This window comes from Clostridium sp. AM58-1XD, assembly GCF_003464085.1.
GTDB lineage: Bacteria > Bacillota > Clostridia > Lachnospirales > Lachnospiraceae > Lachnoclostridium_A.
The window spans coordinates 94,731-121,721 of record NZ_QSDR01000013.1; the positions used below are offsets into that span (position 1 = coordinate 94,731).

A 26,991-nucleotide genomic window follows, 5' to 3' on the forward strand; every position below is an offset into this window, starting at 1 on the left:
CCGTTATCTTTTCCTGATACGGAAATTCTGAATAATAAGGATGGAGGCCAGCATGCGCAGCATATACCGCATCGCCACAACAGGCCTCAGATAGCTCTCTCCTGCGGTACGGTCGTCAATTTTAACCGGCACTTCTGCCACCCTGGCCCCCTGTTTCAGCAGAAAGGAAATCGTATCCGGTTCCGGACCGTAATTGATGTTATATGCAAATTCATGAATCATATGACGGTCAAACATTCTCATCCCTGAGGTCGGATCGGCAATTTTCACTCCCGTTGTCATGCGGATTGCCATGGATAGCAGGCGGCTTCCGATCATCCTTATGGAGAAATCCTTTTTTCCCTCCACAAATCTGGATCCGATGATGATATTGTACCCTTCATCCAGCCTCTTCTTCATCATAGCAATGAACTCCGGCCGATGCTGCCCGTCACCGTCAAACTGGATCGCACATTCATAGTCGTTTTCCCAAGCGTACTTCATCCCTGTCTGGAAACAGCCTGCAAGCCCCAGATTGACAGGGAGCTTTACGATACAGTAGCCTCTCTCCTCACAGATTTCAGCCGTCCTGTCTGTGGAGCCGTCACTTACGACTACATAGTCCAGTTCCGGGTAATTCTGAATCAGGTTGTCCACCACGCGCTCAATATTCTTTTCTTCATTAAATGCCGGTATGACTACCAGTACTTTATCTTTCAAGGTTTCGGTTCCTCCAAAATCAAATCACAGATATAGTCCACTGCCTCGAGTGACAGATCCGGATAAATCGGCAGTGTCATGACACTCGTGGAAATGTCACGGGCCACCGGCGTATCATCCGGGCTGTATTTACCGCGGTAACACTCATAAGCGTTCACACACGGGTAAAAATACTTTCTTGGGTATATATTGTGTTTTCTCAGGTGTGCGTATACCTCATCACGTTCCATTCGGAAATTATCAAATACCACAGGCATATAAGCGTAATTATACGTGATTTCCTCCCGTACCGGAGCAAGGCGTATGCCTTCCGTTCCATTCAGACGCTCTCTGTACCTGTCTGATATCTTTTTTCTCTTCTCGATATTTTCGGAGAGATGATGAAGGTTGCACAGGCCCATAGCCGCCTGGAATTCGTTCATCTTGGCATTGCCGCCGACATATTCCACCGATTCTTCTCCCATAATGCCGAAATTTTTCAGTTTATACAATCGGTCCGCCAGCCAGGTTTCATGAAACGATACGGCTCCGCCTTCTATCGTATTAAATACCTTCGTGGCATGAAAGCTGAACATGGACGCGTCCCCAAAATTTCCGACTCCTGTCCCGTCTATCTCTTCTCCAAAGGCGTGTGCCGCATCATAGATCACTTTCAAATTATATTTTTCTGCAATTTCTGCGATTTTCTTCACGTTACAGAGGTTGCCGTAGACATGAACAGGTACAATCGCACATGTTCTGTCCGTAATCAGCTCTTCGATTTTCGACTCATCGATTGTATAATCATCCGGATGAATATCACAGAATACCGGCGTCAGTCCATTGCGCACGATTGCATGAGCAGTAGAGGCAAAGGTAAACGGAGTCGTTATCACTTCTCCCTCCAGTTCAAATGCCTGAAGCACCATTTCCAGCGCCATATGGCCGTTGACAAACAGATCCAGGCCGTCTACCTTCATTCTTCCCCTGAGTTCTTCTTTTAATCGCTCATGGAACTGGCCCATATTCGTCAGCCACGCAGATTCCCAAATCGGCTTCAGCATTTCCGTATATTCCTCATATGGCGGCAGTGATGCCTTTGTAACCATAATCGGTTTATCGATATCTAACATTTTCGTACCTTCTTCTTACATTATAGTGTCATTTTATTTACGATTTTATGATAACAGGCACAAAACATAAATCGCCTCTGGTATTTTTCCAACATATGTGTTAGATTATAGCATAGATCATATTTTTTGTACAACTATAGATTTAGGAGGTTTTATACCAATGCACAGATTATTTAAGCAGTCCGTTGCAGTCCTTTTGGCAGCTTCCATGCTTATGAGCCAGGCCGTTACAACCTTTGCGGCAGGGCCTGGGGATTTTGTCGGTGAGAACAGCACAGCTGCACAGACGGAGGACACAGACGGACAGGCTACGGACAATCAGGAGACTTCCGGGCAGGAAGAAACTGCAGCACAGACATCTGAGGAACAGGCATCTGAGGGACAAACATCCGAGGGACAGACGACAGGCGAAGAAACGGCGGCCGCACAGGAGACACAATCAGCTGATGGACAGAACGGCGGAGAACAGGTTGCTCAGGATGTAGTACAGGCCAATACCCCATATACACACGCTCAGGTATTCTCACATGACAACACCTGGACGAATCCGGTGATCGGAGACGGAGTCATTACTACCGGCGAATCCGGTTTCCGTTCCGTATGTATCTATCTGAATAATATCGTAGGTGATATCTATTACCGTACGTTTACCAGTTCCATCGGCTGGTCGCCGTGGGCAATCAACGGAGAGCATACGACAGAGTATCCCGTGGGTACGGAAGTCGAGGCGATTCAGTTAAAGCTGGTAGGTTTTGCCGGCAACAAATTCTCCATCTATTACTCCAGTACTCTTTCCGACGGTACTGAGCTGGATTGGACCAGCGACGGCGGAACATCAGGAACCATGGGAATCGGAAAATCAATTCGTTCCTTCCGTATCGCTCTCTGGGGCAAAGACGGTGAGCCATGGCCGAACTCTACGGAACACGCTCTCGACTCCGCTGCTCCTGACGGTGTTCAGGCAGGCGACGGCGTTGCTACATATTCCAACGGAAACGGAGCTCCGTTCACCGGTTGGGGATGGAATTACAGAGACCGTTATTACTTTGTTGACAATCAGGCGGTTACAGGATGGCAGTATATCGACGGCTACAAATATTACTTCGACGAGACAGGAAAGCTGCTTACCGATCTGGAACCAATTATGGGCAATAAAGGACCGTTTATGATCAAGATCAATAAGCAGATGGCTACGACTACGATCTACGCTCAGGACGGTGCGAACGGATTCATTATTCCATTCAAGACCTTCCTTTGTTCTCCTGGCGATGATACGCCGATCGGAACATTCAAGACCCCGCAGAAGATCAGGTGGCAGCCGATGATCCATGACGTGTATTGCCAGTATCTGACCAGAATTACTAAGGGATTCCTCATGCATTCCCTGATTTATGACCGTCCTGATCCATACACCTTATGGGCGGATACGTATAACTACCTGGCGTGGCCCGCTCAGCCGGATGCATCCGTTTCAAAGCTGCTGAAGCAAAATGGATTTATGACAATTGTGCCCTTGGAACAACGGTTCAGATTTATAATTCTCCAGTTCCCGGCCCATACGACAGGCCTGCAATTGAATGGATTATTCCATTGACACAGAAATACGATCCGACTGATCCATCTGTTCCAGAAAATAATCTTTAAAAAGACGCTTCAAAGATAAAATCATACATGCCCATGATAGCAGATTCCGTTCCAAGGCGGTGGCCTAGTCACTGTACCTGCTGTCATGGGCATGTTTTTTTGCTCTTTTACAGCGTCCTATTCTTATGTGGGTTTCTGGTTTTCTATGTGCCTCGGAAGGGAAGGCTGGCCGGTTATCCTCAATTCTTTTCAATTCATCCTGTATTCCTGGTATTTTCTTGCGATGTATCGAGGGACGGACCTGTTTTCTTTCTCGATTTCACCTCCCTGGAATACACGGATATGGTTCGCTACCATATCGTATCCTGCTTCGCAGGAAAAAGCTGCTCCCCCCGAAAATCTGGGATTACATTCCATGAAATACCGTTTTCCCGTCCCCTTTTCTTCTATGAATTCAAAATTTACACATCCACGGATATCCAGTATTCCTGCTATTTTACCACATGTTTCTTCAAGGTCTTCATCACGGAACACTTCCACGCTTGTTCCCGCGCCGTTCAGGGTCCGTAGCAGCTCTCTCCTTGGAACAGCAGCCGTATTTCCCATAGCGTCACGCACAATATCGACTGTAATTACCGTGCCTTCAATCAAAGGCTGAATGACATACTCCTTTGGATTGTCGATCAGGCCGAGATAGGAAGGCAGCTTCTCTTTGTCGTAAACTCTGTAAAGCCCACTGCTGCTTCTGCCGTTAAAGGGCTTTAAAACAACCTGATTCCACGGAAAGGACTCAGCTGTTTTGTACTGTTCCACGGCCTTTATCAGCTTCTTTGACGGGATCGTACTGCACAGCCCTGCCTTTCTGATATATTCCTCCAGTCTGAGCTTATCCCTGCACAAGCTGATGGTCTGCTCTGGGGACAGGCACAGCACCGTATGAATCTCTTCAAAGGCTTTCCTGTACCTGTTCAGCACGTCCACCTCTGCATCCGTCAGAGGGATCAGAAATGAAATGTTCTTTTCACTGCACAATTTAATCAGAAACCTAATGTAAGCGGTCTCGTCTGAAGCGTAAGGCGCCCTGAAGAACTCGTCTGTCTCCAGAGATTCGGCCACCCATTTTTCATCATATATATCACAACCAACCACATAAAAACCTGTTTCTTTCAGATTTCTTATCACAATATCCGCAGCAAACGAACCGATTGCCGTAACAAGTGCCCTTTCCATATTACTCTTCTTTCCTCCTCTTTTTTATAATGTCAGCCAGGTAATAAAAGCTCTCCACATGGAAAACAACAGAGAGCGCTACATAGACTGCCATTCCAGCCAGAATCTGAAGCACAAGTCTCAGCCAGACACCGTGAATCATCATGCCGACCGCATATACGGCTGCTCCCATAATAACAGACAGAAATAGTGCCGGCGACATATCTTTCCACTGCTGCCCGATGCTGTAACCGAGAATTTTCTTATTCGGCCATGCATTGATAAAAATGCATACAAAATCCACAAATGCTTTAATGCTGACCATAATGACCGCACCAAACTGCACTCCAATCAGAAGTCCCGCTATCCCCACAGCCTTTTTAATCACCTCCAGTTTCAGGAAGATGTCACTCCTGCCCATGGCATTAATTGCCTGAAGGTTCGTAATGTGAATCGGATAAAAGCAGTAAGCAACACACATAATACGGAGAAACGGAACGGAGAACATCCATTTTTCTCCCAATAGTGCCAGCACAAGGCTGTCTGCTACCGCCATCATTCCGATGAGCATGGGAAGAACTGTATAGGAGCTGACCTGTATCGCCTTTCTGGCCATGTTCTTTACCTGTCCCACATCGTCCTGTTTCGTCGCAAATGCGGGAAGAAGCACGGACTGTATCGCCGCTCCCAGGTTTGTTACGATAATTTTGGGAAACTGCTCTCCCCTGTTATATCCTCCCAGAATCCTCTGATTATAGATTTTTCCCATGATCAGTCCATACAGATTGCTGAACAGCGTATCGATCATGGCTGCGCAGAGCAGCTTCCATCCGAATTCAAACATAATTTTTATCCGGTGAAGAGAAAACAACAGCCTTGGTTTCCAACTGATATCCAGGAAAAGTCCTGTCATTAGCGCAAAATAATACACAATCTGCTGGCCCGCCATGGCCCAGACGCCCATTCCCTCATATGCCATCCAAATACTGACCGATCCGGAAAGCACGACTGCCATCATGGTGGCTTTAAAAAGGCCCTTAAATTCCATTTTTCTGGATACGTAGGCCGTCTGTACGGAAATTACCGAACCTGGGAACAAAACGACCGCCAGAGCCCTCACAAGCGGGCAGAGAATAGGATCATCATAAAATTCAGCAATATAGGGCGCAGATACATACAAAACGCCGTACATAACTGCTGATGCTGCAAGGCCAAAGTAGAAGACGGAAGAGAAATCACGTTCATCTGCCTTTTGCTTCTGAACAAGAGCCGTACTGAAGCCATTCTGCACAATCACATTCGCTATAATTATAAAAATCGTGATGATTCCGACCGTGCCGTATTCTTCCGGTGTCAGGAGCCGGGCCAGGATAACCGCCACAATAAACTGAATTCCCTGTGCTCCTCCGTTTTCCAGAAGCTTCCAGAACAGGCCGTTCACTACCTTATCTTTCATAGAATTTTCTGCCAAAATATGTTTCTCCTCTAACCGCCTTAGTTTTTTCCCGTGGCTTTTTTCTGAAGCCAACGGTACAGTCGGGGGCAAATCGTTTCAAACCGGATAAAAAACCGTGTTCTGAAATTCAGTTCCCTGTAAAACCTTCTGTTCTCTGCTGCAAATACATCTTCATAATGTTTTGTGTTCACTTTGGTAAGAAATTCAATTCTCTTTGCAGCATTTACAGCCTTCTCGTGATATCTGCCTCCTGTATGGCGGTCGAACTCACGATACATCTGTTCCATCTGCAGGCAGTATTCTTTCTGCTTTCTTTCATAATCTCCATCCCTCATGTAATTCGTCCAGGAACCTGCCACACCGACGCGGTACACGCTCATTGGCTCGTCCATGTAGTAAGCCCATCCCTTGCTGGCCATCATAAGCTGCATCGGAATATCGCCGATCGGGCAGTTCCAGTAATAATCCGGTATATCCCTTACAACCTCTGCAGGAAATACCATGGAATTCATGGCGTAGCCAGATGTTTTATCAATAATGTCTTCCGGAGGCACTCTTTTATCTCCCTTATACGGCCGCATATAGCCATCTGTGATAGAGCCATCTACCGTGATCTGCCTGGCGCTGTGAAAGCATAGGCTGCAGTCCGCATGACTGTCCAGAAACTTCACCTGTTTTTCCAGCTTGTCCGGATCGGTCCAGTAGTCATCTCCCTCGCACATGGCAATGTAACGGCCCTTTGCTCTGGGAAAGTTGAAGATGCCGCTAATGTTCTTAATTCCTTTGGAATACTGGTTCTCCTTTTGATAAACCGGCTTGACGATTTCAGGATACTTTTTTTCATATTCCCGAATAATGTCTGCCGTACCGTCCGAAGAAGCATCGTCATGAATCAGAATTTCTATTGGAAACGATGTCTTCTGCATGAGAAAACTGTCCAGCGCATCCCGTATATATTTCTCATGATTATAGGCCAGACAGCAAATACTCACCGCCGGCCCCTTCCATTCACTGTTCTCTCTCATCTTGTCTCCTGCCACCCGTCACATAAACATCATCTGGCCTATTGTGCGCTTCAGACTGTTCTTAGTAAATCCATACTTCACCATATTCCGGATTTTTATAAAACGCCCCTGATCTTTAAGGCGGATAAATGCTCTCAACGTCTCCTTCTGTGTTTCATCCAGCAAATCTTCATACAGATCCAGAAGGCACTGTGCCTGTCCAAACATTCTTCTGTAATTCTCTCTGGCCCGACTCCCATCCCGAAGTCGTTCTCCCGCTTCTTCCAGCGTATCGGCTCTTCTGGCTCCCAGCGTATTACCTCCATGCTGGCGGTACAGATACAGCGGCCGCTCCACCCATCCAATCTTTCCAAAGCTGGCGGCAATCAGCGCCATCCAGCTGTCATGCATAAGGCAGACCTCTGGAACTTGTTTCAAATACGCAAGCATTCTCCGGTTGATCATTACAGCTCCTCCTGTGACATTGCTTTGGACCAGCTGCTGTGATAGCTTATTGCGCTCAGGAGATATCTTCTGGTACCGGAAATAGCTGTCCGCCGTCACGTGAAGTTCCTCGTCCACCACCTCCATGTCGGAATGGACGAGAATCGGCATATCTCTGCCGTAATCTGTCTCCATCTCCCTGATCTTTGCCAGGAGGCACTCTGCTTTGTCCGGGAACCACACATCATCCTGATCGCTCAGCATGATATAATCATCATCTGCCTGGGAAAGAAGCCAGAGGAAATGGTTTTCAGCGCTTCCGGATGGTTCACTGCGGAATACCGGGACGATTCTTTCCGGCATTTTCTCCGCATAGCTGCGAATGATCGCTCTGCTTCCGTCTGATGAGACATCGTCTGACACTATAATATTTATCTCTTTGCAGGTCTGATTCAGAATGGAGTCCAGCTGTTCTTTCAAATATTTTTCACCATTATATACCGCCACCAATACCGTAATCATTCTCTGACCGCCTTACCATCTCATTCTCAAAATTCTGCTGCAGAACCATATTTCTGCCATAACTGCTGCAAAAAAAAGTTTTGCAAACGCCTCCTGCACCATGCTGATCCGCAGATATTCTCTGTAATAAAATAAGGAGCTTTCATGGCGCAGCTTCTGCCGCTTTAAGATGCTCTGATATGTCTTTGATATCGTTGCGGAATTTTCATGAATATAAGAAACATTCAAAAGCTGTACCGTGCGGTAACCGCAGGCCCTCATCTTCCAGGCCAGGATGTTCTCTTCGCCGTACAGAAACACTCGTTCATCGTATCCGCCGCATTCCATCATCTTCGCTCCATCGACCATCAGCATAGATCCGTGCACGGCGTCCACATAGACTGCTTTTTTCCCTTCCTTATATTCAGGCGGATAGTTCAGCCGCCATTTAAATATCCTCCTGCATATCGGGCCTGTATTCATGAGATCCTCTGTGAAGGACAGAAGACGCCATCCTGAAGCCTGACTTCCGTCAGAGCCGTCCTTCATCTGAGCCGCAGCTACGCCTATTTCTGGATGGCGTAAAAAGACTCCTGCCATCTTGCGGATACATGCTTCATCAAAATGCGTATCAGGATTCGCTATGACAATATGAGTAAGGCCAAGCTTCTCGCAGCCATATCGGATTCCGGCATTATTCCCCGCTCCATAACCCTTGTTATCCGCGAGACGGAGAATGTCCGTCTTCTCCCCTCTCAGCCTTTCAAGCTTCTCCCCTGAATCATCGGAAGAACAGTTATCCACGATAATTACCTTTTCCAGGCAGGAAAAGCTCCTGATTCGTTCCTCCTGAAGCGCCGTATTTTCATAGTCATTGTAATTGAGTATTACACAGCCAATCCTCATCTCTTCTCTAAATGCCCTTTCCGTTCTTCTTTGCACGTTCCATATATTTTCTGCTGATCATCCGCCTTACGGCCGGGCACAGGAACGTAGCATAATCCATGGCATGATATGCCGCCATATATGCTTCCTGCCCTTTTTCTTTCGGCATGCCATTCCAAGGCGTCTTTTTCAGATATATTTCGTATGCTCTTCGATAATGATTGAAATTCCCCGCCTTCCATGGCCTCTCATCGCCCATGTAATGGATAATCACAGGATGATGCTTGGCACGGTGCAGATCGCCTTCTGAAACTGTCAAATATGCTTCTGACTGCCTGACCAGTTCTTTGTAACGGAAGTACCTGTAATTAGGGAAGAAATTATAGCTGGGCATAATAGACTTGATCCGCCCCTTCAGAACGTGATTGATCGCGTCCTGATCGTTGGCAAATAATTTCCCGTCTCTCTCCTCATAGTAGGCCATCAGTTTCCTGCCCATGTCTTCCCGTCTCCATTTTTCCAGATTAACCAGGAGAACACCGGCGTTAAAATACGGATCGCCGGCTCTAAGACCGATATCTTCTTTCACTTCCGTGTAAATCGTCGGCTCCTGTACCGCTCCGATGATGCTTTCTTCAAGGTCCATTCCCCAAAGATTTTTCACGCTGCGGATGATGACGGTATCGCAATCCAGATACAGGATCCTTTTTACCTCATCCGGAAGCATCTCTCCAATAAAAAGCCTGCCCAGAGTACTGATGTCAAAGCGCCCTGTATCTACAGGAAAAGGAATTCGTTCTCTCAGCCCGTCGACCTCTATATAGTGAATTTTTCTGCCATATCTCCTGCCAATGGTATTCAGTTTTTTTCTGTTTTCTTCACAGAGACCTACGGACAGGATGTAGACATCGATCGTCCGTTCCCTGCTGTTGTTGTCGAACAGGGAGCACATCGACACCCCCAAATGGCGGGCATAATTATCATTAGATGCATATACTACATTCATTTTTTCTCCTCTGCAGCATGGCTACCTCATATCTCTAGCCTAACTCTTCCTCCGCTTTTGCCATCGCCGCTTCAATAACCTTATCCATATCGTAATATTTGTATTCTCCCAGCCTGCCGCCAAAAATAATATGATCTTCTCTGCCTGCAAGCTCGGCATATTTCTTATAAAGCTCCTGATTTCTCTCGTCATTTACAGGATAGTACGGCTCCATGCCCGCCTCCCAGGTTACCGGATATTCTTTCGTAATGACCGTTTTTGGCTGTGTTCCAAACTCAAAATGCTTGTGTTCGATTATTCTCGTATACGGCGTCTCTCTGTCCGTATAATTGACAACGGCGACTCCCTGGTAATTATCCGTGTTCATAACCTCTGTTTCAAACCGCAGGCTTCTGTATTCCAGCTTACCGAAACAGTAGTCAAAATAAGCATCGATCGTTCCTGTATAAATGGTCTTTTCTCCAAGCCCGTCATAATATTCTTTATTTGCCAGATAATCTGTATTCATCTCTATATCACAGCCCTCAAACAGCTTGTCTATGATTACATTATACCCGCCAATTGGAATTCCCTGATAGAGGTCGTTAAAATAATTATTATCATAAGTGAAGCGTACCGGCAGACGGCGGATAATGAAGGACGGCAGCTCTCGGCAGTCTCTTCCCCACTGCTTTTCCGTATACCCTTTTACCAGCTTCTGGTAGATGTCCGTTCCTACCAGGCTGATCGCCTGCTCTTCCAGATTCTGCGGCTCATCAGGCGCCTCTTTTTTCTGCTCTTCGATTATCTTTTTTGCTTCTTCCGGAGTCGATATCCCCCACATTCTGCTGAATGTATTCATGTTAAAGGGCATATTATACATCTCGCCCTTATAATTCGCAACAGGGCTGTTGGTATAGCGGTTGAATTCCGCCAGACTATTCACAAAGTCCCATACTTTTCGGTTGCTCGTATGAAAAATATGAGCGCCGTACTTATGAACATGGATTCCTTCCACGTCCTCGCAGTAAATATTTCCTCCCAAATGATCTCTCTTCTCCAGAACAAGGCATTTTTTTCCCTGTTTCCCGGCCAGATAAGCAAACACTCCTGCATATAATCCGCTTCCGGCCAGAATATAATCATATTTTTTCATTTTTTCTTTCCTCTCAATTCTGAAAATTCTGCTCTATAATATGTTCCATTGTACTATAGGGCCGAAAAAAAGTAAACCTCCCCAAATTACAGGAAGTTTTAACGGTCTTTCCTGAAAAGAAAAAGAGTGCCGTTTTCACAGCACCCCGGATAATCTTCCCTAATTTTTATTCCCTATCTGCCATCCTGTCCCTACAGTTTGGAGTAGCCATAACTGTTAATCAGCGCATCGATCTTTATCCCCTGTTTGCAATACGGGCAGTCTTCATTTGCATATGCTTCATAGCCAGGAATATCCTGATCTGTAAAAATGCAGTGAACCGGAAATCCGTCAACTTCTCTTACCGAACTGAAGATCGCTGAAACTCCGCATACCCTGCCTCCATAGTAGGAAACGCAATTCTGCGCCGTACGGATTGATTTTCCCGTTGTGACAGAGGAGGCCAGAATAAGAACCTGTTTTCCTAAGACCATCCTCTGGGTATTATCCCTCAGAATCATCTGGCGGATCTGATTGTATTCCGGCGCTATAATAGAAATATTTGTGCCATTATTAATGTTCATTATCCCATTCTGTGACAGTTCTTCCGCCATAAATGCAGCAATTACTTCCGTACCTTCCAGAGCCAGTATCGTCTCCACCATGGTCTCCGTGTAATCCTTCACCAGTTCTCTGGCCGTTTCCCTGGCATTATTGTGACGGCATTTTACCGTAGATACATCGATATATGTATTTACATGAGAATGCGGCGTTGCGAAGTGTCCATGCATGATTTTGACTCTTGCCTTGGAATTGCGCTTCGAACGGATGTCCTGTAATGTTGTCTCCATAAATGAATCCCCCTTTACAATGGTGAAATCTCTGAAATACCTTGGTTTACACAAAGCTTTTGACTGAGCGCCGTGGTATGACCTCAACTCGCCCTATTGAAGCAGCCTATGGTACAGCCCTGCTCATTGCTTACGTGAACATTATACCATATCTTCGGTACAAAATACAGTTTTCTTTAATTATTTTTAGAAATTTCCTGTTAATTTTAGTTGTATTATTTTATTATCTTTCACAAACAATTCTTTTCAAAAATTCGTCATAAGAAAGAATCCCGCGAGCGGGATTCTCCGCCTGCGGCGGGTCGCTTCAGCGACATCATTCCTTACCGCCGCAGGGCGACCCTGCCCGGAGGGATTTTTTGTTACATAGGATAGTTCGGAGAACTTTCCCATGTAACAAAAAACACCGCGGGACTTAAAGAATTTTTTTCTCTCAGTCCTGCGGTGTTCGCATAATTTAAATTATTATCCCAGATTCTGCTGTTATGCAATTATTCGTTTTCTTCGCCATAGAACAGCCTGTTCACTCCGCTGAAAATACCACGCAGGGACGCTCTTGTAATGTTGGAACTGATTCCGACTCCGTAAGTAGTCTTTCCTGTATCCGAATCCAGCAGATGGATATAGGAGGCAGCCTGGGCTCCTGAACCGGAAGTCAATGCATGCTCGCTATAGTCCAGAACATTAATGTTAATATGAAGCGCCTGCTCCAGTCCTCTCTGCACTGCATCGATCGGTCCGTTTCCAACGCCTTCAAAGGTCTTTACTTCGCCATGGTCTGTATATGTAACCTTGGCCAGTGTTGCGAAATCTCCTGGCTCGGTCTCCGTATCGGTAATCTGACATTTCTTGAAATGAAGCGGTTCTTTTCTGTCCAGATAGCAGATTTTGAACTCTTCCATAATTCTCTCCGGTGCAACTTCACCCTGCTGCTCGGAAATTTTCTGGATAACATCCGCAAATTCTTTGTGCATTCCCTTTGGAGCTTAAATCCATAGAACGTATCCATAACGAACGCTACGCCGCCCTTGCCGGACTGGCTGTTGATACGGACAATCGGCTCGTACTCTCTTCCGATATCGCTTGGATCGATCGGCAGGTACGGCACTTCCCAAATTTCGCTCTTTTTGTCCCGCATTGCCTGGACGCCCTTGTTGATTGCGTCCTGATGGGAACCTGAAAATGCGGTAAATACAAGTTTTCCGGCATATGGATGACGGGGATCAATCGCCATCTTCGTACATCTCTCATACACCTCTGCAATATTTTTAATATCGCCGATCTCTAATCCTGGATCTATTCCCTGTGAAAACATGTTGTATGCTACATTCAGAATATCGATATTGCCTGTACGTTCTCCATTTCCAAACAGGGTTCCCTCAACTCGTTCAGCACCTGCCAGAATAGCAAGTTCTGTCGCAGCAATTCCAGTGCCTCTATCGTTATGAGGATGAACACTCAGGATAATGCTGTCACGGTTTTTAAAATGGCGGTTCATCCATTCAATCTGGTCCGCATATACGTTCGGTGTGGTCATTTCTACCGTCGCCGGAAGGTTGATAATAATCTTTTTATCCGGTGTAGCTCCCCATGTCTCCTGTACCGCCGTACATACATCCAGGGCGAAATCCAGCTCTGTACCAGTAAAGCTCTCCGGTGAGTACTCCAGTATCACGTCTCCATCGAAGTTCTGCATGCATTTCTGCACCATCTTTGTTCCATCTACAGCGATCTGTTTAATCTCTTCACGATCCATATGGAAGACCGCCTCGCGCTGGAGGGTCGATGTCGAGTTGTAAATATGTACGATAGATTTTTTAACTCCCTCAATCGCTTCAAAAGTACGGCGGATCAGGTGTTCCCTGCACTGGGTCAGTACCTGAACTACCACATCATCCGGAATCAGCCTGCGCTCAACAAGCTGCCTTAAAAAATCAAATTCAATCTGAGATGCTGCCGGAAATCCGATCTCTATTTCCTTAAAGCCAAGATCCACGAGCATTTTAAACATCTCTATCTTTTCTTCCACAACCATCGGCTCCACAAGAGCCTGATTTCCGTCACGCAAGTCTACGCTGCACCATACGGGCGCTTTCTCGATCTGATGATCCGGCCACTGTCTCTCTGAATATTCAATCACAGGAACTCGTTTATATTTCTTATAATTCATCATAATTTTTCCTCCATATTTTCCCGGCTTTCCTCTCACAGGCCAGCCTGCATCTTATACCAATCTGTTATGACGTGAACTCTTACTAAAACAACACGTTTCAACCCTGGCTATGGAGTCGGTAAATCACACTGTGTCTTATCAGGATAAACATGGTAGGCGTTACTTTCTTAACCCCATCCTTCATCAATTCCTTTCTGTTTATGTCTTGAAGAACGCCGCGCGTCCCCAGCTAAATATAAATTATTGGTAATTGTTGAACATTATAACACGGAGATATCTGAAAAACAAGAACGGCAGGTATAAACATTTTTTATACCTGCCATTCCTTAAAGGAACACCCACCTGCTGTTTACAGCATATGTCCCTTCATTTTCATCACTTCGATTACCTGATTTACATATTTTTCACACGTATCATGATCGGATGCTTCTACCATAACGCGTACCACCGGTTCTGTTCCCGACTGGCGAAGAAGAATCCTTCCGTCACTTCCCAGCGCTTCTGTTACCTTTCCTACTTCTGCCTGCACATCAGGATCATCCTGAGCCGTCCTTTTATCTTTTACACGTACATTTTTAAGTACCTGAGGATAAATGGTCACCTCAGAAGCCAGCTTAGACAGAGGCTGTTTTTTCTCCAACATGACTTCCATCACTTTAAGAGAGGTCAGGATACCATCTCCCGTTGTTGCATTTTTGCTGAAAATAATATGACCCGACTGTTCTCCGCCGAGGCAGTGGCCGTACTGAGACATATTTTCATAGACGTATTTATCTCCTACAGCAGTCTTTTCAAAAGCAATTCCTTCCCGTTCCAACGCCTTATACAGGCCAAAATTGGACATAACTGTAGTGACTACCGTATTATTGACAAGTGTTCCCTGTTCTTTCATATATTTTCCACAGACATATATGATCAGATCTCCGTCTATCTCTGTACCATTTTCATCTACTGCGATGCAGCGGTCGGCGTCGCCGTCGTATGCAAAACCAATATCGCATTTTTCTTCCTTCATAAATTTCTGAAGATTGCCGATATGGGTGGAACCGCAGCCGGTATTGATATTCAAACCATTTGGTTCGCTGCAGATCACATGCGTCTCCGCTCCTAAAGCGTCGAATACATTTTTCGCAATCGCCGATGCACTGCCATTCGCACAGTCAAGAGCCACCTTCACGTTTTTAAAGGAACGGGTAGCAATGGAAATCAGGTATCCAATGTATCGGTTTCTGCCAGCAGCATAATCGACCGTACGTCCAATGGCATCTCTCTTGGCAAACGGAACTTCTGCCGTCTCACCATCAAGATATTTTTCAATTTCTTCAATCACGCTTTCTTCCAGTTTCTCTCCACGTTCATTGATTACTTTAATTCCGTTGTCGTAATATGGATTATGGCTCGCAGAAATCATAATGCCGCATGAAAATCCCTCCGTGCGAACTACATACGCAACGCTTGGTGTCGTCGTTACATGAAGAAGATATGCATCTGCGCCCGATGCTGTAAGCCCCGCTACGAGCGAATACTCAAACATGTAGCTGCTCCTTCTCGTATCTTTTCCAATCACAACACGGCATTTATCTTCTGGATTCTTCTGGCTGTAGTACCAGCCCAGAAAACGCCCAACTTGATAGGCATGTTCTACTGTCAGATTTTCATTGGCTTCACCGCGGAAACCATCCGTTCCAAAATACTTTCCCATTGCTCTCTCCTTTTCTGTCATTCCTGTGCGGCTTACTGCTTTACTATCTTTATTTTTCTCCGATCGCCTTTAAATAGCGATCCAGCGCATCCTGCCATGAAGGCATGTGTTCAAAACCAGCTGCCGTCAGTTTATCCTTGCTCATGCGGCTGTTGCTGGGGCGTTTTGCTTTTGCCTTGAATTCCGTGCTGCTCACAGGTGTTACCTTCACGTCTGCCATCCCTGCCTGTTTGAATATTTCACAGGCAAATTCATACCAGCTGCACAATCCCTCGTTCGTCGCATGATAGCGGCCGTATTTTTCAGTCTGTATCATATCTACAAGGAGGCGGGCCAGATCATATGTGTAGGTTGGAGATCCCACCTGATCATCCACTACGCTCACGGCGCCGTTTTCTCTTCCCAGGCGCAGCATAGTCTTTATAAAGTTCTTGCCGTTTACACCGAAAACCCATGCAATCCTGATTGTGAAATACTTTTCTACCAGTTCTTCTACCGCCAACTCGCCCTCATACTTTGTCTGTCCATATACATTTAAAGGGTGGCGTTCGTCATCTGGTTCCCACGGGCGTGTTCCCTGGCCGTCAAATACGTAATCTGTACTGATGTACATCATTTTTATATCCAGATCATGGCAGACAGCCGCGATATTTCTCGTTCCATCCGCGTTTACACGGCGGCAGATTTCCAGATTATCTTCGGCGGCATCTACTGCAGTATATGCAGCACAGTGGATAACTGCGTCTGGTTTTGCGTCCGTAATTACTTTTCTACAGGCCTCTGCGTCCGTAATATCCATTTCCTCTACATCCACGCCAATCCCTGTCAGGCCCCTCTTTTCCAGCTCATTCATCACATCGTGGCCAAGCTGTCCCTTTACTCCTGTCACAAAAATTCTCATTACAGTCTGTCTCCATACATTCTTTCGAAATAGTTGTTATACTCTCCGCTGATGATATGTTCCCACCATTCCTTGTTGTCCAGATACCACTGAATCGTCTGTGCCATTCCAGTATCGAACACATACTGCGGCTTCCATCCCAGTTCCGTTTCCATCTTTGTTGGATCGATGGCGTATCTCTGGTCATGTCCCGGTCTGTCCGTTACGTATTTAATTAGACTTTCCGGTTTTCCAAGTGTTCTTAAAATAGTCTTAACCACTTCCAGATTCGTTCTTTCGTTATGGCCTCCGATATTATACACCTCTCCAACGCGGCCATTCTGCAGAATCAAATCAATCGCCTCGCAGTGATCTGCCACGTGAAGCCAGTCCCTTACATTCTCCCCTGTTCCATATACCGGCAGCTCTTCATCTGCCAGAGCACGGCTGATAATCAACGGGATCAGCTTTTCCGGGAACTGGTAAGGTCCGTAGTTATTAGAGCAGCGTGATATTGTAACCGGTATTCCGAATGTTCTGTGGTAAGCCATTACGAAGAGGTCCGCGCTGGCCTTAGAAGAAGAATATGGGCTGGATGTGTGAAGAGGCGTTTCTTCTGTAAAGAACAGATCCGGCCGATCCAGAGGAAGATCTCCATAGACCTCGTCCGTTGATACCTGATGAAATCTTTTGATTCCATATTCCCTGCATGCATCCAGAAGGGTTGTCGTTCCCATTACGTTCGTCCTTACAAAGCTTTCCGGATCCTTGATAGAACGGTCTACATGGCTTTCTGCCGCAAAATTCACAATTACGTCCGGCTTTTCTGCTTCAAACAGCTCGAATACAAATTTTCTGTCCGCGATATCACCTTTAACAAATTTATAATTGGGAGCATTCTCTACACATTTTAAATTTTCCAGATTACCTGCATAAGTGAGCAGATCCAGGTTGATGATTTCATGCTCCGGATATTTATTTACCATATGGATGACAAAGTTAGAGCCAATGAAGCCTGCGCCTCCTGTTACTATAATCTTCATAATTGTTGATCTCCTTTTCCTGGGTTTCGAATAAACCATTAACCGATAATCTTATCTACGTATTTACCGTCCAGAATATCTTTTAAATACTTGCCGTACTGATTTTTCTTCAGCACCTCGTACGTCTCCAGCACCTGATCTCTGGAAATCCAGCCGTTTAAATAAGCGATTTCTTCCAGACACGCAATCTTTCTGTGCTGATGGGTTTCAATTGTCTTTACAAAGTTCGTGGCTTCTACAAGAGATTCATGTGTCCCTGTATCCAGCCATGTAAAGCCCTGTCCCAACAACGTTACATCCAGTTCCCCGTTTTCCAGATAGATTCTGTTCAAATCCGTGATCTCCAGCTCACCTCTGGCAGAAGGCTTCAGATTTTTCGCATATTCCACTACCCGGTTATCATAAAAATAAAGGCCGGTCACACAATAATTAGACTTTGGCTGCTGCGGTTTTTCCTCGATCGAAACAGCCTTCCCCTCTTTATCGAATTCCACGATACCAAAACGCTCCGGATCATCAACATAATAGCCGAATACAGTCGCGCCTTTTTCTTTGGCTGCTGCGGCACGAAGCCTCTTTTTCAGCCCCTGTCCATGGAAAATATTATCTCCCAGAACCATTGCGACATGATCGTTTCCGATAAAATCCGCACCAATAATAAATGCCTGCGCCAGTCCGTCCGGGCTTGGTTGAATCGCATAATTTAAGTGGACTCCAAACTGGTGTCCGTCTCCTAAAAGAGCTTCAAACCGGGGCGTATCATCCGGCGTAGAAATGATCAGAATGTCACGGATCCCTGCATTCATAAGCACTGATAACGGATAATAAATCATCGGTTTGTCGTAAATAGGTAAAAGCTGTTTGGACGTTACCTTTGTGAGCGGATACAGCCTTGTACCGGAACCTCCGGCTAAAATAATTCCCTTCATCTTAATTTCGTACCTCCTTTATGCGCTTTCATTCATTTTTGCCAGCTTCGCCGCCTGGTCTGCAGCGATCAGGCTGTCTATAATTTCCTGGATATCTCCGTTCATAATAGAATCAATCTTGTATAAAGTCAATTTGATTCTGTGTTCCGTCACTCTTCCCTGAGGGAAATTATAAGTACGAATCTTTTCAGACCTGTCTCCCGTACCTACCTGGCTGCGCCGTTCCTCAGCCTCCTGATTCTGACGTTTTTCCAGCTCCAGATCATACAGTTTGGAACGCAGCAGGCGGAATGCCTTTTCCTTGTTCTGCAGCTGAGATTTTTCAGTCTGGCTGTAAATCACAATTCCTGTCGGCATATGCGTAAGGCGCACGGCAGAATCCGTCGTATTGACACACTGTCCTCCGTTTCCGGATGCCCTCATAACATCGATACGAATATCCTTATCCTCAATTACTACATCCACTTCTTCTGCTTCCGGCATAACTGCAACCGTTGCAGTAGACGTGTGAATCCGTCCGCCCGATTCCGTTTCCGGAACCCTCTGCACACGGTGGACACCGCTTTCATACTTCAGCTTGGAATAAGCGCCCTGACCGTTTATCATAAATACAACTTCCTTAAATCCGCCGATTCCGCTCTCACTTAAGCTGATCAGCTCCGTCTTCCACCTCTGGCTGTCTGCGTAATTGACATACATACGATAAAGCTCCGAAGCAAACAGGGCTGCCTCATCTCCGCCTGCTCCTGCACGGATTTCCATAATAATATTCTTGTCATCATTTGGGTCTTTTGGAAGAAGCAGAATTTTAAGCTCCTGTTCAAGCTCTTCAATCTTTTTCTTCGCTTCAGAAAGCTCTTCTTTTGCCATCTCCCTCATCTCTTCATCTGATTCTTCTTCTAACAGCGCAAGGCTGTCCTCCACATCCTGTTTCGCCCTCTTATATTCCTTATAAGCTTCAACGATCGGAGCCAAATCCGACTGCTCCTTCATCAGCTTTCTAAAACGCTTCTGGTCCTCCGCAACAGAAGGATTATTAAGTTCCTGCATAAGCTCTTCATAATGGATCAATATATCATCTAACCTGTCAAACATGGAAACCTCCTGATTATCTCATTCCTATATCTATATCTCATCTACCTCTGCTGTGGATCATTGCCGCATCATATTGCATATTGTTTCACATTGAGCCAGTCACGCAGGCATGTACCACTCTGTCCAGCCCGGACGCATCTTTTACAATCTCAATGACTTTATAGCCTTTCTCCATCAGCAGTCTTGTCACCGCTTCCCCCTGATCATATCCGATTTCCAGAAACATATGTCCCTGATCCCTTAGGTATGTTTTCCCTTCTTCTGCCAGCCGGCGGTAGAAATGAAGTCCATCTGCAGTACCATCCAAAGCCAGACGAGGTTCATGGTCCCGCACTTCAGGTTCTAATTTTTCAATTACCTCCGTAGCGATATAAGGGGGATTCGATACGATAATATCATATTTTAAAGATTTGTCCAGATTTTGGAACAAATCACTTTCAATCAATGTAAATTTATTGATAAAGCTGCCCGTTTCACCCGTTATTTCCCAGATATTTTCCACTTTCCACGGACTGTCTGATATCGTTTTATGCGCTGCCTTTACAATACGGTTGTCCGAATGAGCCATACAATTGCTCACATTTGCATATGCCGTCTTTAAAGCCGGCAAAGAGATATCTGCAGCTGTCACATCTCTGAATCCTCCCAGCATAAACAAACTGACTGCAATGCATCCGGATCCTGTACACATATCCAGAAGACGGGTTGCAGAACTATCACAGCCTCTTTCCGGACAACATTTCATCACAAGCTCTGCCAGCGTTTCCGTGTCCTGTCTCGGAATCAGTACATGTTCATTGACTGTAAACTCCAGTCCCATAAATGCCTGCTTTCCCGTCAGGTGTTGGAGCGGAATCCGTTTGCTTCTTTTTTTAATCCAGTCTTCGTACCTTTCTTTTGCACAAAGTACTCTTTTATCCGTTATATCCAGATTTTCATTTCTTTTTATCAGAAAATGGGTGAAATCAATCTCAAACGCTTCCAACAGCAGATATCTGGCATCCAGATCATATTCTGTCACCTGTGCCTGCTGAAGGCGGTTTCGTCCCTCATCCCACAACTGCTGCAGTGTCAACACGTTCATTTCCTTCCCTTTTACCATCGCCCTGTATTTGTTCATACCGCTCCGGATAGTTTTCAGCGAGATATGCCTTCCAGTCAAATACCGCTTCTACAGCAGCAATCGCTACTTCTATCATAGAGTCATCCGGTTCTTTTGTGGTAAGCCCCTGCATCCAGAGCCCTGGTTTGCTCAGAATATTTACTACTGCCGAATCACTTCGGCCTGCCAGCCTCAGAAACTCATAGGATACTCCTGCAATAACAGGAATCAGAATAATTCTGCTGAGAATCCTCATCGCAACAGTATCCGTACGGATTACCATAAAGAACAAGATGCTGATAACCATAACAATCAGCAAAAAACTTGTTCCACATCGTTTATGCTCTTTAGAACTCTTCCTCACATTTTCAACATTCAGTTCAAGACCATGTTCAATACAGTTAATGCATTTGTGCTCGGCTCCATGATACATAAATGTCCGTTTAATATCATCCATCATAGAAACCACTTTAATGTATACAATAAAAATAACCAGACGTATAACGCCTTCGAGAAAAGCCACCCATGTATCAGACTGAATAAATTTACGGAATATTCCAGCCAAAAGCAGCGGCAGTATCATAAAAATGCCGATTGCCAGGACAAAGGAAAATACCATAACAGCGCCCATCAGCACTTTTTCCAGCTTCTCCCCAAAGATCCTGTCAAGAAACAGTTCAAACCGGCCTGCTTCCGTTTCTTCATCATCTTCGAAAAAACTGGCCGAAAACGTAAGTGTCTTCATTCCAAGTATCATGGAATCTGCAAAGCTGAAAATTCCTCTGACAAACGGCAGTGAAAAGAACTTAACCTTTTCAGTAAGGCTGACATACGTTTCCTTCTGCACTTCAATTTCTCCATCAGGCTTTCGGACTGCCGTCGCATAGTCATCTCCGTTTTTCATCATAATACCCTCAATTACGGCCTGTCCCCCGATTCCCGAGTATTTCATCTTCCGATCACCTCCATTATTTTATATTGCTGCAACTGTTTATATCCTCAAAAAAACAAAGGCTGAGCTTATAGTGTTGCCACCAAATCTCAACCTTTTCCTTGCTCATACTTCTTATTTCGTAACACCATACTTACGATTGAATTTATCAATACGTCCACGAGCTGATGCTGCTTTCTGCTGGCCTGTGTAGAATGAATGACATTTGGAACATACTTCTACGTGGATATCCTGCTTTGTAGAACCTGTTACAAACTCGTTACCGCAGTTACATACAACTTTTGCCTGATAGTAATTTGGATGGATTCCTTCCTTCATGATTATCACCTCTCGAATTTAGATTTGCGGTTTCCGACCGCATGTACTCTTTGTACCTAGTTGCGTTTCTATTCCTGCACGCCATAAATCTATTCATGGCTAATTCGCAACAAAATATGCCTAATATAGACAGCTTACACAGTATATCATATTCTCTTTTTTTATGCAAGTAATTTCATCAGAAAAACCTGATCTTCTTTGACATTTCTACAAATTCCCGGTTGCTGCGGGTACGTGTAAAAAGATCCAGTACTTTTTCTACCGAATCCTCCGGCTTCAGAGAATTGGTCGCCTTTCTCACAGCATCCACTGCTTCCGCTTCTTCTTTTGTAAGCAGCAGGTCATCACGCCTCGTTCCTGATTTCAGAATATCGATGGCCGGGAAAATCCTCTTTTCTGATAGCTTTCTATCCAGAACGAGTTCCATATTGCCGGTTCCCTTAAACTCTTCATAAATGACGTCGTCCATACGGCTTCCCGTATCGACTAACGCAGTCGCCAAAATTGTCAGGCTTCCGCCTTCCCGCATGTTTCGGGCTGCACCAAAAAAACGTTTCGGCATATGAAGTGCTGCCGGATCCAGTCCGCCGGAAAGAGTACGCCCGCTCGGAGGCACTACCAGGTTATACGCTCTTGCCAGTCTTGTTATGCTGTCCAGCAGAATCATAACATCCCGTCCATGTTCTACAAGCCTCTTTGCCCTTTCAATTACCATCTCGGATACGCGTTTATGGTGGTCGGGAAGCTCATCAAACGTGGAATAAATCACTTCTACATTCGGCCCCTCAATTGCTTCCTTAATATCCGTTACCTCTTCCGGCCGTTCATCAATCAGCAGAATTATCAGGTGCATATCCTGATGATTTGTTGTTATCGCCTTTGCAACTTGTTTCAACAGGGTAGTCTTACCGGCCTTTGGCGGTGATACGATCATTCCCCTCTGTCCTTTACCAATCGGTGCCAGCAAGTCGACTACTCTCATTGCAATCGTATTCCGCCCTCCCGGCGTTTCCATATGGAGTCTTTCATTTGGAAATATTGGAGTTAAGTCTTCGAAATTCGGCCGTTTTTCAGCCATATATGCCGGATAGCCATTAATCGTTTTATATACAGAAGAGCTGCAAATTTTTCAGTTACATTTCTTACTCTTCTGCTTCCGCGGACAACATCACCCGTCTTCATATTAAATCTTCGGATCTGTGAAGGAGCTACATAGACATCATCTTCTCCCGGAAGATAGTTTTCACACCGGATAAATCCAAATCCATCGGGCATTACCTCCAGGATTCCTTCCGCATCAATTCCACTGTCCAGTTCCTGAAGGTCCGGGCTCAGGGTAAGTGATGGTATCTCTCTTATCACTTTATTTTCGCCTTGTCCTCCTTCCGGGATCTTTTCATACCGCTTTCTTTCTTCGTTCTTTCTTTCTTCTGGACGTTTTTCCTCCGGCTTCTTTTCTGCCTGCCTTCTTTCCTCCTGATTTCTGTCTTCTGACCTTTTTTCTTCTGTTCCCTCTCCGCTTTTTTCTGCTTCTTTACAAAGTAGTTCTATCAGTTCAGCCTTACGAAGCCCACTCGCCCCTTTAAGTCCCTGCGACTTAGCCAGCTCTCTCAATTGAGCCAGGGGAAGTGTTTCCAATTTTTCACGCATGTCAATTCTCCTTTTTAGTTTAGCAATACTAGTAATACATGGAAATAATATCAAACAAAGAGTTCCGCCGGCGAAGCTTCCGCACAGCACTTTTGATTGCGATAAATGTCTATCTGCTTTCTTTGTTGAATAGGCTGATATCACAGTCCTATACATATACAAAAAGCCTGGAACTTTATCGCTTTAATACATCAAGTTATATTCCTTTAAATTGAACAAAGAGTCCGGCAAACCGGACTCTCGCGCCAGAGCGCAGCTGCTTTAACAGCTATATTTTATACTTTTCAGCCAGGAAAGGCATAGCCCCATATTTTTCAGTATAAAGATTATTTTTTTGTGCAATAAGAAAGAATCCCGCAAGCGGGATTCTCCGCCTGCGGCGGGTCGCTTCAGCGATTGATTCCCTTCCGCCTCAGTGCGCCTCCATAGCGGAGCGTTTTTACTTTCCAGGAAATCGGATGCTTTAACACTTTACAATAACAAGGTCTTTCCTTGAAAGTAAGAAAGAATCCCGCTCGCGGGATTCTCCGCCTGCAGCGGATCGCTTTAGCGACATCATTCCTTACCGCCGCAGGGCGACCCTGCCCGGAGGGCTTTTTTGTTACATAGGATATCCTATGTAACAAGAAAGGCTGCGCCAGGGCGCAGTCTCTGCCAGCCGGGCTGCTTGGGCAGCATAATTTTCTCCAGCACAGTATATTTTCTCATGGAAAGTATAAAGAATCGGGACGAAGATTGCCGGCGGTAATACCGCCGCCGGCTAACTTGTATGTTCTTATTATATACTGTTCTACCAAAAATGAAAAGAAATATTTTTCAGTTAACTCATTTAATTGCCTGTTATTTAAGAGTTTTTAGAAATTCAAGATATGCCAATACTTGTTTTTCATATCCATTTTCTGACGGATGATAGAAGCTCGTACCTTCCATCCCTTCGGGAAGATATCGTTGATTGACATAATGGTACGGATAACTGTGTGCATACTTATATCCAATTCCTCTTCCCAGTTTTTCTGCATTTTTATAATGCCTGTCCTGGAGATAGGGAGGAACCGGCAGCGTCCTGTTTGTTTTCACATATTCCATCGCCTCATTAACTGCCATGTAAGAAGCATTACTTTTCGGGGCCGTTGCTACATAAGTCACTGCCTCTGCCAGGATTATTCTGGCTTCCGGCAGTCCGATTCGTTCGACCGCCTGAGATGCACTTGTTGCGACGACTAGAGCCTGAGGATCAGCCATGCCTACATCCTCTGCCGCACAGATCATAATCCTGCGTGCAATGAATTTAATATCCTCTCCTGCATAAAGCATACGTGCCAGATAATAAATTGCCGCATCCGGATCGGATCCCCTCATACTTTTAATAAATGCAGAAATCGTATCGTAATGGCTGTCACCGTCTTTATCATAGCGAACGGCCCGTTTCTGTATGCATTCTTCCGCCACATCAAGATCAATCACTATTTTTCCATTCTGATCTCTCTCCGTTGTCAAAATCCCCAGCTCCACAGCGTTCAGAGCCGCCCGTGCGTCCCCGTTTGCCACATCAGCCAGGAAATCCGCCGCATCTTCTGTAATCTCGGCGTGATAACTGCCCATTCCTTTTTTATCATCATAGACAGCCCGCTTTACAAGTTCCTTGATATCGTCTTTTTCCAGGGGCTTCAGCTCGAATATTCTGGATCTGGAAATCAAAGCTCCATTAACCTCAAAATATGGATTTTCCGTAGTTGCTCCAATCAATATCAGCGTCCCATCCTCCACATATGGCAGTAGATAGTCCTGCTGCCCTTTATTAAAACGATGTATCTCATCTACAAATAGTATCGTTTTTTTTCCGTACATCCCCAGATTGTCTTTTGCCGTCTTTACAACTTCTTCCATATCTTTTTTGCCGGCAGCCGTAGCATTAATCTGTTCAAATCTGGCACTCGTCGTATTGGCAATCACTCTGGCCAGTGTCGTCTTTCCTGTCCCCGGAGGACCGTAAAATATAATGGACCCCAGTTTGTCCGCTTTAATGGCACGGTACAGCAGCTTATCCTTTCCGATGATATGTCTCTGACCCACCACTTCATCAAGCGTCTCCGGACGAAGTCTTGATGCGAGCGGCGATTCTTTATCCATTGTATTTTCACGCATATAATCAAATAAATCCATCGTTTCCTCCCGGCCCAACAGCCTTCTTTGTTTCCATCAGTCAATCAGCAATTCATCTGCTGTAACAAAAGTATATCCTTGCCGGCTCAGCGTGTCAATGATTTCCAGGGCCGCATCTACCGATGATTGGTATGAATCATGAAGCAGAATTATTCCCCCGTTTCGCGCATTTTTAACTACATGCCTTACGACCTTGTCTTTATTCTGAATCTTCCAGTCCAGCGGATCAATGTTCCATAATACGACATTCATCGGTATGATACACTCCAGTTCTTCGCTCCACGATCCGAAGGGAGGACGTATGTATGCAGGATAGCTTCCAGTTACTTCCAATATCTTCTGATTTGTTTTTTCAATCTCATTGCAAGCTTCCTCTTCCGTTTTAGAAGTCAGCATAATATGTGTAGCGGTATGGTTTCCGATCAAATGTCCTTCCGTCGCCATACGCCTTACGATTTCTTCATTACCCTCAATATTTTTTTCAATAAGAAAAAAAGAAGCTTTTACCCCACGCTCAGCCAATCCATCCAAAAGCAGCGGCGTATACACAGGATGAGGGCCGTCATCAAAAGTTAAAGCGATAAACTTCTGGTCCTGTGTGCGATTATTATTTTTATTGTCTTTGTTCTCTCTATTTTTTGATTCTTTAGAATTCTCTGGATCCTGCCCATCAGAAACCTCAGGTGCCGAAGCAATTGTGATCCCCATTTCGGAATGCGCTATTAATATAAGAAGCGTCACGATCAGTATTCCTATTACAAAGAACTCCTTCTTTGCCATATCCCGCTCCTTTTCCTCATTCTGTTACGTCTCCACTAATTATATATATGTTGGATTCTGTTAACTATGACAGCACATCAATCTCATATTTTTTTGTATTGCACATCTTCTAAATGTGCAGATATTTCTTATCTATAGTATTTCTTATCTACAATTTATGACAAATACTAACTATCTATAATTTCCAATATTGGAAGTATAATGACCTCGTAATGCAATTAGAAATTTCAAAAAAAGTATTTCAGAAAACAAAAAGGAGAGTGCATTCATTATGAAAAAGCAGACTAAATTAGTTGCAGTATTATCTGCATCAGCTCTGTTAGCAATGGGCGCTTCCAT

At 45.1% G+C, this 26,991-nt stretch carries 23 protein-coding genes and 1 pseudogene; 1 reads left to right on the top strand and 23 read right to left on the bottom strand.

Going from position 1 to position 26,991, the window contains the following annotated elements; all coding sequences use genetic code 11:
• Positions 1-3: 3 nt before the first annotated feature.
• Both DXA13_RS09835 and DXA13_RS09840 read right to left on the bottom strand, forming a co-directional pair.
• Positions 4-699, bottom strand: a complete 696-nt coding sequence (locus DXA13_RS09835) for a glycosyltransferase family 2 protein (protein ID WP_118243942.1) — start codon at positions 697-699, stop codon at positions 4-6.
• A complete protein-coding gene (locus DXA13_RS09840; RefSeq protein WP_118243944.1) occupies positions 696-1,811 on the bottom strand; it encodes a DegT/DnrJ/EryC1/StrS family aminotransferase in 1,116 nt (371 codons plus the stop codon). The genes DXA13_RS09835 and DXA13_RS09840 overlap by 4 nt, the downstream gene beginning before the upstream one ends.
• A 160-nt stretch (positions 1,812-1,971) precedes the next feature.
• Between DXA13_RS09840 and DXA13_RS23025 the strand changes: the two genes are divergently transcribed.
• Positions 1,972-3,405 (top strand): L,D-transpeptidase, encoded by a 1,434-nt coding sequence (locus DXA13_RS23025; protein ID WP_347559800.1) that lies wholly within the window; start codon positions 1,972-1,974, stop codon positions 3,403-3,405.
• Between the two features lie 239 nt (positions 3,406-3,644).
• Here the strand turns inward: DXA13_RS23025 and DXA13_RS09850 are convergent, their stop codons facing one another.
• The 21 genes and pseudogenes from DXA13_RS09850 to DXA13_RS09945 form a co-directional block, all read right to left on the bottom strand.
• Positions 3,645-4,625, bottom strand: coding sequence for an ATP-grasp domain-containing protein (locus tag DXA13_RS09850; protein ID WP_118243947.1), 981 nt, complete (start codon positions 4,623-4,625; stop codon positions 3,645-3,647).
• A gap of 1 nt (position 4,626) precedes the next feature.
• Positions 4,627-6,075 (bottom strand): lipopolysaccharide biosynthesis protein, encoded by a 1,449-nt coding sequence (locus DXA13_RS09855; RefSeq protein ID WP_347559801.1) that lies wholly within the window; start codon positions 6,073-6,075, stop codon positions 4,627-4,629.
• 23 nt (positions 6,076-6,098) lie between these two features.
• On the bottom strand, positions 6,099-7,085 hold the full coding sequence (locus DXA13_RS09860; RefSeq protein ID WP_118243949.1) for a glycosyltransferase: 987 nt from the start codon (positions 7,083-7,085) through the stop codon (positions 6,099-6,101).
• Positions 7,086-7,103: 18 nt separating this feature from the next.
• Positions 7,104-8,030: a glycosyltransferase family 2 protein gene (locus DXA13_RS09865; protein ID WP_118243951.1), complete on the bottom strand. Its 927-nt coding sequence runs from the start codon at positions 8,028-8,030 to the stop codon at positions 7,104-7,106.
• A gap of 12 nt (positions 8,031-8,042) precedes the next feature.
• Complete coding sequence (locus DXA13_RS09870; RefSeq protein WP_147348013.1) at positions 8,043-8,951, bottom strand: glycosyltransferase family 2 protein; 909 nt, start codon at positions 8,949-8,951, stop codon at positions 8,043-8,045.
• The gene (locus DXA13_RS09875; RefSeq protein ID WP_118243955.1) at positions 8,923-9,900 is read right to left on the bottom strand and encodes a glycosyltransferase family 8 protein; all 978 of its coding nucleotides are present in this window, start codon (positions 9,898-9,900) and stop codon (positions 8,923-8,925) included. The genes DXA13_RS09870 and DXA13_RS09875 overlap by 29 nt, the downstream gene beginning before the upstream one ends.
• 34 nt (positions 9,901-9,934) lie before the next feature.
• Positions 9,935-11,035: a UDP-galactopyranose mutase gene (gene glf / locus DXA13_RS09880; RefSeq protein WP_118243957.1), complete on the bottom strand. Its 1,101-nt coding sequence runs from the start codon at positions 11,033-11,035 to the stop codon at positions 9,935-9,937.
• Positions 11,036-11,226: 191 nt separating this feature from the next.
• Positions 11,227-11,865, bottom strand: a complete 639-nt coding sequence (locus DXA13_RS09885; RefSeq protein ID WP_118243959.1) for an orotate phosphoribosyltransferase — start codon at positions 11,863-11,865, stop codon at positions 11,227-11,229.
• A 491-nt stretch (positions 11,866-12,356) separates the two neighbouring features.
• Complete coding sequence (locus tag DXA13_RS21700; RefSeq protein WP_243009060.1) at positions 12,357-12,743, bottom strand: alpha-isopropylmalate synthase regulatory domain-containing protein; 387 nt, start codon at positions 12,741-12,743, stop codon at positions 12,357-12,359.
• On the bottom strand, positions 12,629-14,038 hold the full coding sequence (locus tag DXA13_RS09890; RefSeq protein WP_243009056.1) for a 2-isopropylmalate synthase: 1,410 nt from the start codon (positions 14,036-14,038) through the stop codon (positions 12,629-12,631). Before DXA13_RS09890 ends, DXA13_RS21700 begins: the two co-directional genes overlap by 115 nt.
• Positions 14,039-14,387: 349 nt before the next feature.
• Positions 14,388-15,740, bottom strand: coding sequence for a phosphoglucosamine mutase (gene glmM, locus DXA13_RS09895; protein WP_118243962.1), 1,353 nt, complete (start codon positions 15,738-15,740; stop codon positions 14,388-14,390).
• A gap of 49 nt (positions 15,741-15,789) precedes the next feature.
• A complete protein-coding gene (gene rfbD / locus DXA13_RS09900) occupies positions 15,790-16,641 on the bottom strand; it encodes a dTDP-4-dehydrorhamnose reductase (RefSeq protein ID WP_118243964.1) in 852 nt (283 codons plus the stop codon).
• Positions 16,641-17,663, bottom strand: coding sequence for a dTDP-glucose 4,6-dehydratase (gene rfbB, locus DXA13_RS09905; protein ID WP_118243966.1), 1,023 nt, complete (start codon positions 17,661-17,663; stop codon positions 16,641-16,643). The genes rfbD and rfbB overlap by 1 nt, the downstream gene beginning before the upstream one ends.
• A gap of 38 nt (positions 17,664-17,701) precedes the next feature.
• Positions 17,702-18,592, bottom strand: coding sequence for a glucose-1-phosphate thymidylyltransferase RfbA (rfbA, locus tag DXA13_RS09910; RefSeq protein WP_118243968.1), 891 nt, complete (start codon positions 18,590-18,592; stop codon positions 17,702-17,704).
• A gap of 18 nt (positions 18,593-18,610) precedes the next feature.
• Positions 18,611-19,687 carry a peptide chain release factor 1 gene (gene prfA, locus DXA13_RS09915; RefSeq protein ID WP_118243970.1) on the bottom strand — a complete coding sequence of 359 codons (1,077 nt, stop codon included), beginning with the start codon at positions 19,685-19,687 and terminating at the stop codon, positions 18,611-18,613.
• 85 nt (positions 19,688-19,772) lie between these two features.
• Positions 19,773-20,807, bottom strand: a complete 1,035-nt coding sequence (locus DXA13_RS09920) for a HemK/PrmC family methyltransferase (RefSeq protein ID WP_243009057.1) — start codon at positions 20,805-20,807, stop codon at positions 19,773-19,775.
• Positions 20,737-21,741 carry a DUF1385 domain-containing protein gene (locus DXA13_RS09925; RefSeq protein ID WP_118243972.1) on the bottom strand — a complete coding sequence of 335 codons (1,005 nt, stop codon included), beginning with the start codon at positions 21,739-21,741 and terminating at the stop codon, positions 20,737-20,739. The genes DXA13_RS09920 and DXA13_RS09925 overlap by 71 nt, the downstream gene beginning before the upstream one ends.
• Positions 21,742-21,855: 114 nt before the next feature.
• Positions 21,856-22,059, bottom strand: a complete 204-nt coding sequence (gene rpmE, locus DXA13_RS09930; protein ID WP_118243974.1) for a 50S ribosomal protein L31 — start codon at positions 22,057-22,059, stop codon at positions 21,856-21,858.
• A gap of 178 nt (positions 22,060-22,237) precedes the next feature.
• Positions 22,238-23,709, bottom strand: a pseudogene (gene rho, locus DXA13_RS09935) (transcription termination factor Rho).
• 840 nt (positions 23,710-24,549) lie between these two features.
• The gene (locus DXA13_RS09940; RefSeq protein WP_118243976.1) at positions 24,550-25,872 is read right to left on the bottom strand and encodes a replication-associated recombination protein A; all 1,323 of its coding nucleotides are present in this window, start codon (positions 25,870-25,872) and stop codon (positions 24,550-24,552) included.
• A gap of 36 nt (positions 25,873-25,908) precedes the next feature.
• Positions 25,909-26,652, bottom strand: a complete 744-nt coding sequence (locus DXA13_RS09945; RefSeq protein WP_243009058.1) for a polysaccharide deacetylase family protein — start codon at positions 26,650-26,652, stop codon at positions 25,909-25,911.
• Positions 26,653-26,991 lie beyond the last annotated feature (339 nt).

Coding starts and splice junctions, on each gene's coding strand:
- DXA13_RS23025 (WP_347559800.1), top strand. CDS start 1,972: ATGCACAGATTATTTAAGCAGTCCGTTGCAGTCCTTTTGGCAGCTTCC.
- glf (WP_118243957.1), bottom strand. CDS start 11,035: ATGAAAAAATATGATTATATTCTGGCCGGAAGCGGATTATATGCAGGA.
- DXA13_RS09860 (WP_118243949.1), bottom strand. CDS start 7,085: ATGAGAGAGAACAGTGAATGGAAGGGGCCGGCGGTGAGTATTTGCTGT.
- DXA13_RS09850 (WP_118243947.1), bottom strand. CDS start 4,625: ATGGAAAGGGCACTTGTTACGGCAATCGGTTCGTTTGCTGCGGATATT.
- DXA13_RS09840 (WP_118243944.1), bottom strand. CDS start 1,811: ATGTTAGATATCGATAAACCGATTATGGTTACAAAGGCATCACTGCCG.
- glmM (WP_118243962.1), bottom strand. CDS start 15,740: ATGGGAAAGTATTTTGGAACGGATGGTTTCCGCGGTGAAGCCAATGAA.
- DXA13_RS09890 (WP_243009056.1), bottom strand. CDS start 14,038: ATGATGAATTATAAGAAATATAAACGAGTTCCTGTGATTGAATATTCA.
- DXA13_RS09925 (WP_118243972.1), bottom strand. CDS start 21,741: ATGAAATACTCGGGAATCGGGGGACAGGCCGTAATTGAGGGTATTATG.
- DXA13_RS09940 (WP_118243976.1), bottom strand. CDS start 25,872: ATGGATTTATTTGATTATATGCGTGAAAATACAATGGATAAAGAATCG.
- prfA (WP_118243970.1), bottom strand. CDS start 19,687: ATGTTTGACAGGTTAGATGATATATTGATCCATTATGAAGAGCTTATG.
- DXA13_RS09885 (WP_118243959.1), bottom strand. CDS start 11,865: ATGGAGACAACATTACAGGACATCCGTTCGAAGCGCAATTCCAAGGCA.
- DXA13_RS09920 (WP_243009057.1), bottom strand. CDS start 20,807: ATGAACAAATACAGGGCGATGGTAAAAGGGAAGGAAATGAACGTGTTG.
- rfbD (WP_118243964.1), bottom strand. CDS start 16,641: ATGAGAATTTTTGTGACAGGAGTAAAGGGACAGCTTGGCCACGATGTG.
- DXA13_RS09865 (WP_118243951.1), bottom strand. CDS start 8,030: ATGATTACGGTATTGGTGGCGGTATATAATGGTGAAAAATATTTGAAA.
- rfbA (WP_118243968.1), bottom strand. CDS start 18,592: ATGAAGGGAATTATTTTAGCCGGAGGTTCCGGTACAAGGCTGTATCCG.
- DXA13_RS09945 (WP_243009058.1), bottom strand. CDS start 26,652: ATGGCAAAGAAGGAGTTCTTTGTAATAGGAATACTGATCGTGACGCTT.
- rfbB (WP_118243966.1), bottom strand. CDS start 17,663: ATGAAGATTATAGTAACAGGAGGCGCAGGCTTCATTGGCTCTAACTTT.
- rpmE (WP_118243974.1), bottom strand. CDS start 22,059: ATGAAGGAAGGAATCCATCCAAATTACTATCAGGCAAAAGTTGTATGT.
- DXA13_RS09875 (WP_118243955.1), bottom strand. CDS start 9,900: ATGAATGTAGTATATGCATCTAATGATAATTATGCCCGCCATTTGGGG.